General features: G+C 67.5%; 11 protein-coding genes. 4 read left to right on the top strand and 7 right to left on the bottom strand.

The genetic code is table 11. The features are described from left to right. Window positions 1–87: 87 nt before the first annotated feature. The gene (gene tal, locus NGJ44_RS08050) at window positions 88–1,041 is read right to left on the bottom strand and encodes a transaldolase (protein WP_251863620.1); all 954 of its coding nucleotides are present in this window, start codon (window positions 1,039–1,041) and stop codon (window positions 88–90) included. Between the two features lie 217 nt (window positions 1,042–1,258). On the opposite strand from tal, the gene carA reads away from it, so the two are divergent. The 4 genes from carA (at window position 1,259) to NGJ44_RS08030 (ending at window position 7,476) form a co-directional block, all read left to right on the top strand. Beyond that, on the top strand, window positions 1,259–2,413 hold the full coding sequence (gene carA, locus NGJ44_RS08045) for a glutamine-hydrolyzing carbamoyl-phosphate synthase small subunit (protein WP_353506950.1): 1,155 nt from the start codon (window positions 1,259–1,261) through the stop codon (window positions 2,411–2,413). Window positions 2,414–2,423: 10 nt separating this feature from the next. Continuing rightward, window positions 2,424–5,666, top strand: coding sequence for a carbamoyl-phosphate synthase large subunit (carB, locus tag NGJ44_RS08040; RefSeq protein WP_251863619.1), 3,243 nt, complete (start codon window positions 2,424–2,426; stop codon window positions 5,664–5,666). Window positions 5,667–5,715: 49 nt separating this feature from the next. Beyond that, window positions 5,716–6,612 carry a lipid A hydroxylase LpxO gene (gene lpxO / locus NGJ44_RS08035; RefSeq protein WP_053246387.1) on the top strand — a complete coding sequence of 299 codons (897 nt, stop codon included), beginning with the start codon at window positions 5,716–5,718 and terminating at the stop codon, window positions 6,610–6,612. A 90-nt stretch (window positions 6,613–6,702) separates the two neighbouring features. Beyond that, window positions 6,703–7,476, top strand: coding sequence for an SDR family oxidoreductase (locus NGJ44_RS08030; RefSeq protein ID WP_251863618.1), 774 nt, complete (start codon window positions 6,703–6,705; stop codon window positions 7,474–7,476). A gap of 4 nt (window positions 7,477–7,480) precedes the next feature. Here NGJ44_RS08030 and NGJ44_RS08025 read toward each other — a convergent pair whose 3' ends face one another. The 6 genes from NGJ44_RS08025 to NGJ44_RS08000 form a co-directional block, all read right to left on the bottom strand. Continuing rightward, complete coding sequence (locus NGJ44_RS08025; RefSeq protein WP_251863617.1) at window positions 7,481–8,125, bottom strand: histidine phosphatase family protein; 645 nt, start codon at window positions 8,123–8,125, stop codon at window positions 7,481–7,483. Window positions 8,126–8,176: 51 nt separating this feature from the next. Then, window positions 8,177–9,112, bottom strand: a complete 936-nt coding sequence (locus NGJ44_RS08020) for a LysR family transcriptional regulator (RefSeq protein ID WP_251863616.1) — start codon at window positions 9,110–9,112, stop codon at window positions 8,177–8,179. A 13-nt stretch (window positions 9,113–9,125) separates the two neighbouring features. Further along, window positions 9,126–10,211, bottom strand: coding sequence for an ABC transporter ATP-binding protein (locus tag NGJ44_RS08015; protein ID WP_251863615.1), 1,086 nt, complete (start codon window positions 10,209–10,211; stop codon window positions 9,126–9,128). Further along, a complete protein-coding gene (locus NGJ44_RS08010) occupies window positions 10,208–11,920 on the bottom strand; it encodes an ABC transporter permease (RefSeq protein WP_251863614.1) in 1,713 nt (570 codons plus the stop codon). Before NGJ44_RS08010 ends, NGJ44_RS08015 begins: the two co-directional genes overlap by 4 nt. A 78-nt stretch (window positions 11,921–11,998) precedes the next feature. Then, a complete protein-coding gene (locus tag NGJ44_RS08005; RefSeq protein ID WP_251863613.1) occupies window positions 11,999–13,321 on the bottom strand; it encodes an ABC transporter substrate-binding protein in 1,323 nt (440 codons plus the stop codon). 93 nt (window positions 13,322–13,414) lie between these two features. Further along, on the bottom strand, window positions 13,415–13,867 hold the full coding sequence (locus NGJ44_RS08000; RefSeq protein ID WP_053244129.1) for a FlxA-like family protein: 453 nt from the start codon (window positions 13,865–13,867) through the stop codon (window positions 13,415–13,417). Window positions 13,868–13,936: the final 69 nt, after the last annotated feature.

Here is a 13,936-nt window from a genome sequence, read left to right as displayed (position 1 = left end):
GCGCTTCCTTTGCAGGGCCGCCCGTGCCCCCTGTGCGGCCAGGCGCGCAGCGCGGCTGCGCGCCGCCCGCCGCGCCTGCGGGCGGCGTCAGCCCCGCTGGGCCTCGATCAGGCCGTCCAGCTTTTCGGCGTCGGCCACGAACTGGCGTATGCCTTCGGAAAGCTTGTCGGTGGCCATGGCGTCCTGGTTCAGCAGGGTGCGGAAACTGACCTCGTCGGCGGGAACGCGTTCGATGTCCGCGGGCAGCCGGTCGGGGCTGAGCTGCGCGGGGGCGTCTCCCTCGGTGTCGGCCAGCTTGCGCAGCAGCTCGGGGCTGATGGTGAGCAGGTCGCAGCCCGACAGCGCCAGGATCTGGCCCACGTTGCGGAAGCTGGCGCCCATGATCTCGGTTTCGATGCCGAAGCGCTTGTAATAGTGGTAGATACGGGTCACGGACTGCACGCCCGGGTCGTTGGCGCCGGCATGCTCGTCCTCGGCCCAGGCGGCGCCGGCCGCCTTCTTGTGCCAGTCGTAGATGCGGCCCACGAAGGGCGAGATCAGCTGCGCGCCGGCATCGGCGCAGGCCACGGCCTGCGGCAGCGAGAACAGCAGCGTGAGGTTGCAGTGCACACCTTCGGCCTGCAGCGCGCGGGCGGCCTGTATGCCTTCCCAGGTGGAGGCGATCTTGATGAGCACGCGCTCGCGCGGCACGCCGGCGGCTTCGTAGAGGGCGACCAGGGCGCGGGCGCGCTCGATGGTGCCGCGCGTGTCGAAGGAAAGGCGCGCGTCCACTTCCGTGGACACCCGGCCCGGCACGATGTCGAGAATGGCCCGCCCGAAAGCCACCAGCAGCCGGTCCATGAGCTCGGCGGTGGAGGCGCCCCGGTGGTCGCGCGCGGTCTGCTCCAGCAGCGGGCGGTAGGCTTCCTGCTGCACGGCCTTGAGAATAAGGGACGGGTTGGTGGTGGCGTCGGTGGGACGCAGGGCCTTCATGGCCTCGAAATCGCCCGTGTCGGCGACGACGGTGGTGTGGTTGCGCAGGGCGTCTAACTGGCTGGGCATACGGTACGGCTCCGGTGCTGCTCACGGCGGGTTGAACGGAAAGAGAACCAAGCGTATCACCGCCTTGCCGCCCGCGCTGCCCGTTCTATGGCCGAGGCCGCCGCCAACCGGCCGGATCGCCCGTTCCGGCCTTGCCTGGCGCGGTTTTCCGGGGAAAATGGCCGCTCAAGGTATAATTCGAAGGTTTGATTATCGATTCTGAAAACCGGGGTTTACTGTGCTGCCGCAACTTTTTCCCGAGGGGATCAACCGCTTCCCTCCTGCAATTCTGGCTCTGGCGGACGGTACCATCTTTCGAGGCGTGTCGATCGGTGCGCCTGGCCATACTGTCGCCGAGGTGGTGTTCAACACCGCCATGACCGGGTACCAGGAAATTCTCACCGATCCCAGCTACAGCGGCCAGATGGTCACGCTGACCTATCCGCACATCGGCAATACCGGCGTCAACAAGGAAGACGTGGAGTCCCGCCGCGTTTATGCCGCCGGCCTGGTGGTGCGCGACTGCCCCGCCCGCGTGTCGAATTTCCGCGCCACGCAGTCCCTGCCCGAGTATCTGGCCGAGCAGGGCATCGTCGCCATTTCCGGCATCGACACCCGCAAGCTCACGCGCATCCTGCGCGAGAAGGGCGCCCAGGGCGCCTGCATTCTGGTCGGCACCGACGCCGAGCGCGCCGTCGAACTGGCGCAGGGCTTTCCCGGCATGGCGGGCCAGGACCTGGCCAAGGTCGTGTCCATCAAGGAAAACCTCGACTGGCAGGAAGGCACCTGGCAGCTGGGCCAGGGCTACGGCTCGCCCGAGCAGTCGCGCTTCCATGTCGTGGCCTATGACTACGGCGTGAAGAGCAACATCCTGCGCCTGCTGGCCGACCGCGGCTGCCGCATCACGCTGGTGCCGGCCGAGACGCCCGCCGACGAAGTCTTCAAGCTCCAGCCCGACGGCGTGTTCCTGTCCAACGGCCCCGGCGATCCCGAGCCCTGCGACTACGCCATCGAGGCCACCCGCGCCTTCATCGACCGCAAGCTGCCGCTCTTCGGCATCTGCCTGGGCCATCAGCTCATGGGCCTGGCCGTCGGCGGCAAGACCATCAAGATGAAGACCGGCCACCACGGCGCCAACCACCCCGTGCAGGACGTGGACACCAAGCGGGTGTACATCACCAGCCAGAACCACGGCTTCGCGGTGGATCCGGCCAGCCTGCCGGCCAACGCGCGCGTCACCCACATCTCGCTGTTCGACGGCACGCTGCAGGGCTTCGAGCTCACCGACCGTCCGGCATTCTGCTTCCAGGGCCACCCGGAAGCCAGCCCTGGCCCGCACGACATCATCGAACTGTTCGACAAGTTCATCACCCTGATGGCCGGCCAAAAGTAAAGACTGCATCATGCCCAAGCGTACAGACATAAAAAGCATTCTCATCATCGGCGCCGGCCCCATCATCATCGGGCAGGCGTGCGAATTCGACTATTCCGGCGCGCAGGCGTGCAAGGCGCTCAAGGCCGAGGGCTATCGCACCATCCTGGTGAACAGCAACCCGGCCACCATCATGACCGACCCGGAAACGGCCGACGTCACGTACATCGAGCCCATCACCTGGCAGGCCGTCGAGAAGATCATCGAGCGCGAGAAGCCCGATGCGCTGCTGCCCACCATGGGCGGCCAGACCGCGCTGAACTGCGCGCTGGACCTCGCCCACCACGGCGTGCTGAAGAAGCACAACGTGGAGCTCATCGGCGCCAACGAGCACGCCATCGAGAAGGCCGAAGACCGCCAGAAGTTCAAGCAGGCCATGACCGACATCGGCCTGGAATCGGCCAAGTCGGGCGTGGCCCACACCATGGACGAGGCCTGGGACGTCCAGCGTCGCATCGCCGCCGAGCTCGGCACCTCGGGCTTTCCCGTCGTGATCCGGCCCAGCTTCACGCTGGGCGGCACGGGCGGCGGCATCGCCTACAACGCCGAGGAATTCGAAACCATCTGCCGCCGCGGCCTCGAAGCCTCGCCCACCAGCGAGCTGCTGATCGAGGAATCGCTGCTGGGCTGGAAGGAATTCGAAATGGAAGTGGTCCGCGACAAGGCGGACAACTGCATCATCGTGTGCTCCATCGAGAACCTCGACCCCATGGGCGTGCACACGGGCGACTCCATCACCGTGGCGCCGGCGCAGACGCTGACCGACAAGGAATACCAGATCATGCGCGACGCATCGATCGCGGTATTGCGCGAGATCGGCGTGGACACCGGCGGCTCCAACGTGCAGTTCGCCGTCAATCCCAAGAACGGCCGCATGATCGTCATCGAGATGAACCCGCGCGTGTCGCGTTCGTCCGCCCTGGCCTCCAAGGCCACGGGCTTTCCCATCGCCAAGGTCGCCGCGCGCCTGGCCGTGGGCTACACGCTCGATGAACTCAAGAACGAAATCACCGGCGGCGCCACGCCCGCCTCGTTCGAGCCCTCCATCGACTACGTCGTCACCAAGGTGCCGCGCTTCGCGTTCGAGAAGTTCCCGCAGGCCGACGCGCGCCTGACCACGCAGATGAAGTCCGTGGGCGAAGTCATGGCCATCGGCCGCACCTTCCAGGAATCCTTCCAGAAGGCCCTGCGCGGCCTGGAAGTGGGCGTGGACGGCCTGAACCAGAAAACCACCGACCGCGAGAAGCTGCAGGTGGAGCTGGGCGAGCCCGGCCCCGAGCGCATCTGGTACGTGGGCGACGCCTTCGCGCAAGGCTTCTCCCTCGAAGAAGTGCACAACATCACGCACATCGACCCGTGGTTCCTGTCGCAGATCAAGGAAATCGTCGACATCGAGCTGGCGCTCGAGCAGAAGACGCTGGCCGACCTCGACTACGCCACGCTGTGGGAGCTCAAGCGCCGCGGCTTCTCCGACCGCCGCCTCGCCTTCCTGCTGGATTCCTCCGAATCCGAAGTGCGCAAGCTGCGTCACCAGCTGAACGTGCGCCCCGTATACAAGCGCGTGGACACCTGCGCGGCCGAGTTCGCCACCCGCACCGCCTACATGTACTCCACCTACGAGGAGGAGTGCGAGGCCGCGCCCACCGACCGCAAGAAGATCGTGGTGCTGGGCGGCGGGCCGAACCGCATCGGCCAGGGCATCGAGTTCGACTATTGCTGCGTGCATGCCGCGCTGGCGCTGCGCGAAGATGGCTATGAAACCATCATGGTCAACTGCAACCCGGAGACGGTGTCCACCGACTACGACACCTCCGACCGCCTCTACTTCGAGCCGCTGACGCTCGAAGACGTGCTGGAGATCGTCCACAAGGAAAACCCCGTGGGCATGATCGTCCAGTACGGCGGCCAGACGCCGCTGAAGCTGGCCCGCGCGCTGGAAGCCAACGGCGTGCCCATCATCGGCACCAGCCCCGAATCCATCGACGTGGCCGAAGACCGCGAGCGCTTCCAGAAGCTGCTCAACAAGCTCGGCCTGCGCCAGCCGCCCAACCGCACCGCCCGCACCGAGGGCGAGGCCCTGGCCCACGCCGCCGAGATCGGCTATCCGCTGGTGGTGCGCCCCAGCTACGTGCTGGGCGGCCGCGCCATGGAAATCGTGCATGAGCAGCAGGATCTCGAACGCTACATGCGCGAGGCCGTGAAGGTCAGCAACGATTCCCCCGTGCTGCTCGACCGCTTCCTGAACAACGCCACCGAAGTCGACGTGGACTGCCTGGCCGACGGCGAAACCGTCTTCATCGGCGGCGTCATGGAACACATCGAGCAGGCCGGCGTGCACTCCGGCGACTCGGCCTGCAGCCTGCCGCCGTATTCGCTGTCGGCCGACGTCATCGCCGAGATCAAGCGCCAGACCTCCATGATGGCCAAGGCGCTGAACGTCTGCGGCCTCATGAACGTGCAGTTCGCCATCCAGGGCGGCGACGTCTACGTGCTGGAAGTCAATCCGCGCGCCTCGCGCACGGTGCCCTACGTGTCCAAGGCCACGGGCCTGCAGCTTGCCAAGATCGCCGCCCGCGCCATGGCGGGCCGCACGCTGGCCGACCAGGGCGTCTCCAAGGAAGTGGTGCCCTCGTACTTCTCGGTCAAGGAAGCCGTGTTCCCCTTCGTGAAGTTCCCGGGCGTGGACACCATCCTGGGACCCGAAATGAAGTCCACCGGCGAGGTCATGGGCGTGGGCCAGAGCTTCGGCGAAGCTTTCGTGAAGTCCCAGCTGGCCGCGGGCGTGCGCCTGCCCGAATCGGGCACGGTGTTCATCAGCGTGAAGAACCAGGACAAGCCCCGTGCGGTGGAAGTCGCCCGCGGCCTGCATGCCCTGGGCTTCAAGCTGGTGGCCACGCGCGGCACGGCCGCCGAGATCGAGGCCGCCGGCATCCCCGTGCAGACGGTCAACAAGGTCACCGAAGGCCGTCCGCACATCGTGGACATGGTGAAGAACGGCGAAATCGCGCTGGTTATCAATACGGTCGAGGAGCGCCGCAACGCCATCGCCGATTCGCGCACCATCCGCACGCAGGCGCTGGCCGCGCGCGTCACTTTCTTCACCACCATCGCCGGCGCCCGCGCGGCCGTGGAGGGCATGCAATATCTGCGTCAGGGGCTGGGCCTGCAGGTGTATCCGCTGCAGGAACTGCACGCCGGGCTCGCAGCGCAGTAAAGGCAAGGGGCGCGCCCGCGCGCCCCTTGCTCAGTACCGGAGGTATGCAATGAAGTGGTTCATCCTGGCGTTGTTCGCCGTATGCGCAACAGTCGTGCATTTCCGTGGCCGCGTCAGGCACAGGTTTTCGCGGCAGGCGCTGGATCATTCCACGTTCACGGCGCCCCTGAACTGCTTCATGTACGCCTTTTCCGGCGTGCCCAACAAGCCCTATCTTTCCCTGGACGCCTTCCCGGAGCTGAAGGTGCTGCTGGAGCGCTGCGACGACATCCGCGCGGAAGCCATGCGCCTGTATGGCGACGGCCACATCAAGGCTTCCAGCAAGTACAACGACGCGGGCTTCAACTCGTTCTTCAAGAGCGGCTGGAAGCGCTTCTACCTGAAGTGGTACGACGCCGACCACCCCTCGGCCAACGAGCTCTGCCCCATCACGACCCGGCTGCTGGCCGACATTCCCACCATCAAGGCGGCCATGTTCGCGGCCCTGCCTCCCGGCAGCCGGTTGCCCCGCCACCGCGATCCCTACGCGGGCTCGCTGCGCTTTCACATGGGCCTCATCACGCCCAACAGCCCCGATTGCTACATCAACGTCGACGGGCAGGACTACTACTGGCGCGATGGCGAGGCGGTGGTCTTCGACGAAACCTTCATCCACTACGCCGAAAACAAGACCGACCAGAACCGCATCATCCTGTTCGCCGACGTCGAGCGTCCCATGCGCTACCGCTGGGCGCAGGCTTTCAATCGCAAGGTGGGCGGCTTCCTGCTGCGCGCGGCGGCCTCTCCCAACCAGGAAGGCGACGCCACTGGCGGCATCAACCGCATCTTCGGCGCGGTGTACGCCGTGCGGCGTTTCGGCAAGTCGCTCAAGAAAAAGAGCAAGCCCCTGTATTACCTGTCGAAATGGGCGCTCGTGGCGGCCATTTTTGCGCTGATCTTTCTTTGAACCCGGCGCGGCCGCGTTCCCGGCGGCAAACCACCGGCCGGTTGCGGCCGGCCGTCCGCGCCTGCAGCTGCCTACTTCTTGGAGCCCGGCATGCAACGAGTTTTCATCACCGGCGCCAGCAGCGGGCTCGGCCGCGCCCTGGCCGAACGCTACGCGGCGGCCGGCGCCACGCTGGGCTTGCTGGGCAGGCGGCAGGAGGCGCTGGCCGAACTGGCGGACCGCCTGCCGGGCGCGCACCGCTGCTACGCCGTGGACGTGCGCGACCGCCAGGCGCTGCACGCGGCGGCCAGGGATTTCCTGGCCTTCTGCCAGGGCAGGGTGGACGTGGTGATCGCCAGCGCCGGCATCAGTGCGGGCACGCTGACCGGCCATGAAGAAGATTACGAGGTGTTCAAGGCCATCGTCGACACCAACCTGCTGGCCACGGTGGCGACCTTCGAGCCTTTCGTGGAGCCGATGCGGGCCGCCGGCTCGGGCACGCTGGTCGGCATCGCCAGCGTGGCCGGCATACGCGGCCTGCCGGGCGCGGGCGCCTATAGCGCCTCGAAATCGGCGGTCATCACCTATTGCGAAAGCCTGCGGCTGGAGCTGGCCGGGGCCGGCATCAAGGTGGTCACCATCGCGCCCGGGTACATCCGCACGGCCATGACCGCGCGCAATCCCTACTCGATGCCTTTCCTGATGGACGCCGGCGATTTCGCACGGCGCGCGGCGGCGGCGATCGGGCGGGGCGTTTCGTACACGGTGATTCCCTGGCAGATGGGCGTGGTGGCCAGGCTGATGCGCCTGCTGCCCAATGCCCTCTACGACCGGCTGGCGCGCAACGCGCCGCGCAAGCCGCGCAGCGCCACGCGCCAGGGTTGACACGCTAGGGCACGACGTCGTCGGCCGGGGCGCCCGCCACGTGCGCGACGTCGCCCCAGTCCAGCACCCGCCAGCGGCGGTCTTTCACGCCCACCCGATTGATGCTCACGTTGAGCAAGGCGGCATCGCGCGGGCCGTCGAGCGGCACGCCGCTGGCGTGGCGCCAGATGATGTCCAGCACCCCGCCGTGGGTGAATGCCAGGATGCGCTCGCCGGCGTGGCGGCTGGCCACGTCGTCCACGGTGGCGACGATGCGCGCCTGGAACTGGCCCAAGGTCTCGCCGCCGTCCAGCGCGCGCAGCGGGTCGCGGCTTTTCCAGGCGGCCGCGGCTTCCGGCGCCAGCACGTCGATGCGGTCCATCTCCAGCCCTTCGAGCACGCCGAAGCCGCGCTCGCGGATGCCCGGCTCCACCCGCACGCGCAGCCCCAGCAGCTCGGCTACCGGCCGCGCGGTGTCGTGGGCCCGCTGCAGGTCGCTGGTGTAGAGCGCATGGAACGGCGTTTCCCGCGCTTGCGCGCCGAGGCGCGCGGCCAGCATCCCGGCCTGTTCGCGGCCAGAATCGTTCAGGGGAATGTCCTGCCAGCCCTGCAGGCGCCGCTGGCGGTTCCAGTCGGTTTCGCCGTGGCGGATGAACCAGATTTCAGTCATGGAAATGAATCGGATGGATGAAAAATGCGGGCGGCGCGCGGCGGGCGGGCCTCATTCCCGTTCCAGGGGATGGGGCCCGCCGGGCGCCTCCGGCGCGATGGGCGCGCGCGGTTTCCAGATGGCCTGGATGATGGAGCTTAACGCGACCAGGGCCGGCTCGCCAGCGCGCTCCGGGGGCTGGATGAAACCCAGGGTGGCGTCGGCCCGCGTCTGGCCCCATACCGTGAAATCGCCGCTGGCCGCGCCGGCCAGCGCCGTCTCCTCGCGCAGCAGGGCGCATCCGGCGCCCGCGCGCACCAGCGCGTCGAGGTTGGCCTGGTCGTCGTTCTGCATCACGATGCGGGGCGCGAGTCCGTGGCGCTCGAACATGTCGCGCAGCAGCAGGTGCGTGTGGCTGCCGGGCGGCCCGTCCAGCCAAGGAAGCTGCGCCACTTCGCGCCAGCCGCCGCGCTTGAGCACGGCCGCGTGCTCCTTGGCCAGCGCGATGCGGTAGCGCACGCTGCGCAGCGGCGTCCACAGCACGCCGCGCGGCGGATGCGCGGCAATGGTGAGCGCGGCCGGCAGGCGGCCGGTGCTGACCTGTTCGGCCAGCGTGGCGGCGGGCAGGGTCTGGGTCTTGAGTTCGATGAGCGGCAGCCGCTGCGTGACCGCCGCCGCCAGCTCGCCCAGCCGGAGAAAATCCGGCTGTTCGCTCGGCATGCCCAGTTCGATCTGGCCCTGCAGGCTGCCTTGGAGCTGCTGCGCCTCGGCCTTGAACTGCGCGCCCAGCACCAGCAGCGATTCGGCGGTGGGCAGCAGGATCTCGCCCGCCTTGGCCAGCGTGAGCCGGCCGCCGCTGCGGTCGAACAGCGCCACCCCCAGGCTTTGCTCCAGCGCCTTGATCTGCGCCGTCACCGCGGGCTGCGTCAGCGAAAGCGCCTCGGCAGCCTTGGTCAGGCTGCCTACGCGCGCGACCGTGACGAAGGCGCGGATCTGGTAGATTTCCATCGGCCCGCGCGGCTCAGGCCGCCAGCAGGCGCACCTGGGTCGGCTCCAGTCCGACCGATACCGGCGCGCCCACGGGGAAGGGCGACAGACCGGCCAGATGCGACTGGTCGGCCGTGAGCCGCTGCTCGCCCACCTGCACCTGGTAGCGCGTGAACTCGCCCAGGAACTCGCTGCTGGCCACCACGCCGGGCAGCCACACGTAGCGCGCGTCGCCCAGCCCGTCGGCCATTTCGATCTGCACGGTGTGCGGCCGGAAGCTCGCGGCCAGGCGCGCGCCGGCCGGCGCTTCGCCGGTCAGCGGCAGGTGCAGGTCGCCCACGCCGTCCACGGCCAGCACCAGGCTGCTGCTGCGGCGCTCGCGCACGTCGCCTTCCAGCACGTTCATGGTGCCCACGAAATTGGCCACGAAGCGGTTGACAGGATAGTCGAACAGGGTGCTGGGCGTGCCGATCTGCTGCACCACGCCGTGGTCCAGCACCGCCATGCGGTCGGCGGTGGTCATGGCTTCTTCCTGGTCGTGCGTGACGAAAATGGTGGTGATGCCCAGGCGGCGCTGCAGGCTGAGCAGGTCCTGGCGCATCTGCACGCGCAGCTTCTTGTCCAGGTTCGACAGCGGCTCGTCCAGCAGCAGCACCTGCGGCTCGATCACGATGGTGCGCGCCAGCGCCACGCGCTGCTGCTGCCCGCCCGACAACTGGTTGGGGCGGCGCTTGCCGTACTGGCCCAGCCCCACCAGTTCGAGCGCGGCCTCGACACGGCTGCGGATCTCGTTGCGCGGCAGGCGCCGCTCGACCAGTCCGAACGCCACGTTGTCCCAGACCGTCATGTGCGGCCAGAGCGCATAGTTCTGGAACACCATGCCGATGTTGCGGTTCCAGGGCGGCGTGCCGCTGATGTCCTTGCCGTCGACCAGCAGTTGGCCGTGCGTGTGCCGGTTGAAGCCCGCGATCAGGCGCAGCAGGGTGGACTTGCCCGATCCGGACGGCCCCAGCAGGGCGAAGAACTCTCCCGGCTCGATGCTGATGTTCACGTCCTTGAGCACTTCCGTCTTGCCATAGGACAGCCGGATATTCCGGCACTCGACGCTGACCTTCTTCATGCGCTTTCCTCTTCGTTGCGGGCTGGGCGCTGGCGCGCCTGCGCGCGCTCCACCAGCAGGTGCGATACGTAGGTGCCGACGGCCACCGCGGCCACGGCCAGCACGCCCAGCGCGGCGCCGGGGCCGCGGCCGGCCGCGCTCTGCATGTACAGATAAATGCCATAGCTCATGGGAGCCTGGCTATCCCGGGTAACCAGCATGATGGTGGCCGACAGCTCCACGGCCGCCGTGACGAAGCTGGTGACGAACCCCGCCAGCATGCCGCCCGCCATCAGCGGCACCACCACGCGCCGGATGGTGGACAGGCGCGTGGCGCCCACCGATTGCGCGGCTTCTTCGAGCGACACGTTGATCTGCTGCAGCGCGGCCACGCAGGAACGCAGCGCGTAGGGCAGGCGCCGCACGGAATAGGCGAGCATGATGATGATCCACGACGAGGTCAGCAGCGTGCCGGCGCCCGGCAGTTCCACGCCGCGGAAGGTGCGCAGGTAGCCGATGGCCAGCACGATGCCGGGAATCGCCAGCGCCGCCGAGGCCATGAAGTCCAGCCATTGGCGCGCGGGCAGGCGGGTGCGCAGCATCAGGTAGGCGATGGCCGTGCCCAGCGCCACGTCCAGGCCGGCCGCCAGGCCGCAGTAGAGCAGCGTGTTGGCGATCATGCCGCGCGATTCGGAAAACACCGCCGCGTAGTGGGCCAGCGTGTAGCCGTCGGGCAGCGGCGCGTAGCTCCAGACGCTGGCCAGCGAAAGCAGCAGCACGCCCAGGTGGGGCGAGAGCACCAGCAGCAGCACCAGGATGATCCAGGCATAGGCCAGCACGCTTTCGACGGGCCGCAGGCGGCGCTTCTGGATGGAATTGCCGCCCTTTTGCAGCGTGGAATAGTCGCGTCCCTTGAGCACCCGGGCCGACAGCCAGAGCGCCAGGATCGAAAAGCCGATCATGATGACGCTGATCACATAGCCCAGCGGATCTTCCAGCCCGACCTGGGTGATGCGCAGGTAGGCCTGCGGCGCCAGCATGTTGGTGATGCCCAGCACCAGCGGCGTGCCCAGGTCGTCGAACACTTTCACGAACACCAGCGAGGCGCCGGCGATGTAGCCGGGCAGCGCGAGCGGGAAGATGACGCGGTAGAACAGCCGGAAGCCGCGCGAGCCCAGGTTGAAGGCCGCTTCCTCCATGGAGCCGTCGATGTTGCGCAGCGCCACCACCAGGTTCATGAGGATGAACGGGAAATAGTGCAGCACTTCGACGAAGATGACGCCGTTGAGCCCTTCCATGAAAGGCACGGTGATGCCGAACCCGTCGTCCAGCAGCAGGTTCACGCTGCCCGAGCGGCCGAACAGGAGCTGCATGGCCACCGCGCCCACGAAGGGCGGCATGATGAGCGGCAGCACGCCCAGGGTCTGGATCAGCAGCGCGCCGCGGAAGTCGAAGCGCACGGTGAAGTATGCCAGCGGCACGGCGATGAGCGAGGCCAGCAGCGCCGACCAGCCCGCCACGTACAGGCTGTTGAAGAACGCTTCGCGCATCAGGGGCTGGTTGAAGAAGGCGCCGAAATGGCCCGTGGTCAGGCTGCCGTCCGCGTTGACGAAAGCGCTGTAGAACACGGTGCCGACCGGCACCGCCAGGAACAGCAGCAGAAAGCCGAACACCAGCAGCGCCGTCAGCACGGGGCCGGCGGACAGGCGCGAATAGCCCGAATGATTCATCGAGATTCCCGTAATGCGTGTCAGGAAAAGCGCGGGGCGCGGCGGACCGGCCGCGGGCCCCGCGCGGCGGGGTGCGGCCTACAGCGACATGGCCTCGCGGGCGAGCCTGGCGGCTTCCTCGTAGTTGGCCTTGGCCTTGCCGTTCCATTCGCCTTCGAGCTGCGTGATCTTCTGGTTCACGGCAGCGTCTTTCTTATTGCCGCCGAAGATCGCGAGGAACTGCGGGTCGGCGGCCTGCTTGCCGTCGATCAGCGGGGTCCAGGCCAGCTTGCGCGCGCGCTCGAGCAGCTCGGCGGCCTTGCCGGAGCGGGCCTTTTCGCCGAGCCTGGCCTCGGCGTCGTAGATGGCCTTGGTGGCCGTCTGCAGCTCTTTCAGGCGGAACGTGACGGTCTGGTCATAGAGCGACTGCACCACGTAATAGCGCGACTGCGAGAGCTCGGCGTCGAAATGCACCTTGCTGCGCCTGGCGATCTCGGACGGATCGGGATAGCCCTCCGGAATCTTGCCGGCCAATTGCGAATACGGCAGCACGGGCAGGCGCGAGATCCTGGGCTCCAGCAGCAGCTCCTGGCCGGCCTTGCTGAGCGTGAACGCGATGAACTTCTTGCCTTCCTCGGTGTTCTTCGCGCCGTCGATCAGGGCGATGTTGGCCGGCACGATGGCGGTTTCCTCGGGGTACACGAAATCGACGGGAAACTTGGAATACTTGCTCGACAGGCCGAAGAAGTCGATCACCGGCCCCGCGCCGAACTGGCCGTTGTTCACGCCGTCGGGCACGCCGAAAGAGCGCTCCGTGATGGCGCTGGCGTTGCCCGACATGCGCAGCAGCGTGCGCCAGCCCTCGTCCCAGCCCTCGCCCTGCAGGATGGTTTCCACCGTGAGGTGCATGGTGCCCGAGCGCGACGGCGAGGTGGTGCCCACGTGGCCGAACCATTCGGATGCCAGCAGGTCTTTCCATTGCCGGGGGGCGGGCAGCTTGTGCGCCTTGATGTAGCGCGTGTTGTACATGATGCCGTAGCCCGCCAGCGCCTGCCCCAGGTACATGCCGCCGGGGTCGTTGACGGGATAGCTGCCGATCTTGTCGGGCACGTCCTTGTTGGCCAGGCTGGAAGCGTTGGCCAGCAGCTTGTCGCGGCCCAGCACTTCGAAGGCGTCGGGCGCGCTGGCCCAGAACACTTCCGGCCGCTGGCCCGCCGGCGTCTCGCGCACGTAGGCGATTCCCGACACCGTGTTCTTGTTGAGGATTTCCAGCTTGATGTCGGGGTTGGTCTTCTCGAAGGCCGTCTTGTAGGCCTGGGTGAGATCCTTGGGGAAGGAGGTAATGACCGTGACGGTGCCGGCCAGGGCGGGCGCGCAGGCCGCCAGCAGCGCCCCCGCAAGGGCAGTGCGCATCGCAAGCATGGTTTGTCTCCGTAGTGTTTGAATTGTCCGGAGACGGTAACGGCCTATTGCCAGGCCGTCCAATCACAAATTTTGATACGGGCCATCACCGGGCTAGGCCGTGGCCGAGATTCCGCCGCCGGCGGCGGCCGCCGCGGCCTTGGCCTGCATGGCCATGATCTTCTGGATCTGGCCCATGATCTGGACGGCCTGCGCATTCAGCGCCTGGATCTGCTGCGCCTTCTGCTCGGCCGGCAGCCCGCTGGACTGCACCTTGGCGATCTGCTGCTGGATGCGCTTGAGCTGGCGCTGCAACTCCTTGATCTGGCGCGTGTATTCGTCTTCGTTGTCGCTGGAGGAGGTTTCCTGCGCGCCGCCCACGCTCGGGCCGCCGCCCGCGCCCTTGGCGTTCACCCGCAGGGCGCCCGTTGCGGAAACCGCGACCGTTTCCTGGGAACCGCCCTCGTCCTGGCTGCCGCGCTTGGCGTCTTTCTCGGCCTGGATCTTCTGGGCCCAGAGGTCGTAGAGGGCGGTCCGGGCATTGCCGCTGATGGAATCGATGGCCAAGATGGCTCCCTGAGGCGAATTCGTTACATCCCAGAATACGGCGGGTCCGGCGGGAACTTAAGCGTTGCC

Source organism: Achromobacter sp. Marseille-Q4962, assembly GCF_943737005.1.
Lineage (GTDB): Bacteria > Pseudomonadota > Gammaproteobacteria > Burkholderiales > Burkholderiaceae_B > Achromobacter.
The sequence above is the reverse complement of the archived record's forward strand: the minus strand, read 5'-3'. Positions and strand labels throughout refer to the sequence as shown.

Bases quoted from the DNA above. Each gene is read 5' to 3' on its own strand.
- NGJ44_RS08010 (WP_251863614.1), bottom strand. From the start codon at position 11,920: ATGAATCATTCGGGCTATTCGCGCCTGTCCGCCGGCCCCGTGCTGACG.
- tal (WP_251863620.1), bottom strand. From the start codon at position 1,041: ATGCCCAGCCAGTTAGACGCCCTGCGCAACCACACCACCGTCGTCGCC.
- NGJ44_RS08015 (WP_251863615.1), bottom strand. From the start codon at position 10,211: ATGAAGAAGGTCAGCGTCGAGTGCCGGAATATCCGGCTGTCCTATGGC.
- carB (WP_251863619.1), top strand. From the start codon at position 2,424: ATGCCCAAGCGTACAGACATAAAAAGCATTCTCATCATCGGCGCCGGC.
- NGJ44_RS08030 (WP_251863618.1), top strand. From the start codon at position 6,703: ATGCAACGAGTTTTCATCACCGGCGCCAGCAGCGGGCTCGGCCGCGCC.
- NGJ44_RS08020 (WP_251863616.1), bottom strand. From the start codon at position 9,112: ATGGAAATCTACCAGATCCGCGCCTTCGTCACGGTCGCGCGCGTAGGC.
- NGJ44_RS08005 (WP_251863613.1), bottom strand. From the start codon at position 13,321: ATGCTTGCGATGCGCACTGCCCTTGCGGGGGCGCTGCTGGCGGCCTGC.
- lpxO (WP_053246387.1), top strand. From the start codon at position 5,716: ATGAAGTGGTTCATCCTGGCGTTGTTCGCCGTATGCGCAACAGTCGTG.
- NGJ44_RS08025 (WP_251863617.1), bottom strand. From the start codon at position 8,125: ATGACTGAAATCTGGTTCATCCGCCACGGCGAAACCGACTGGAACCGC.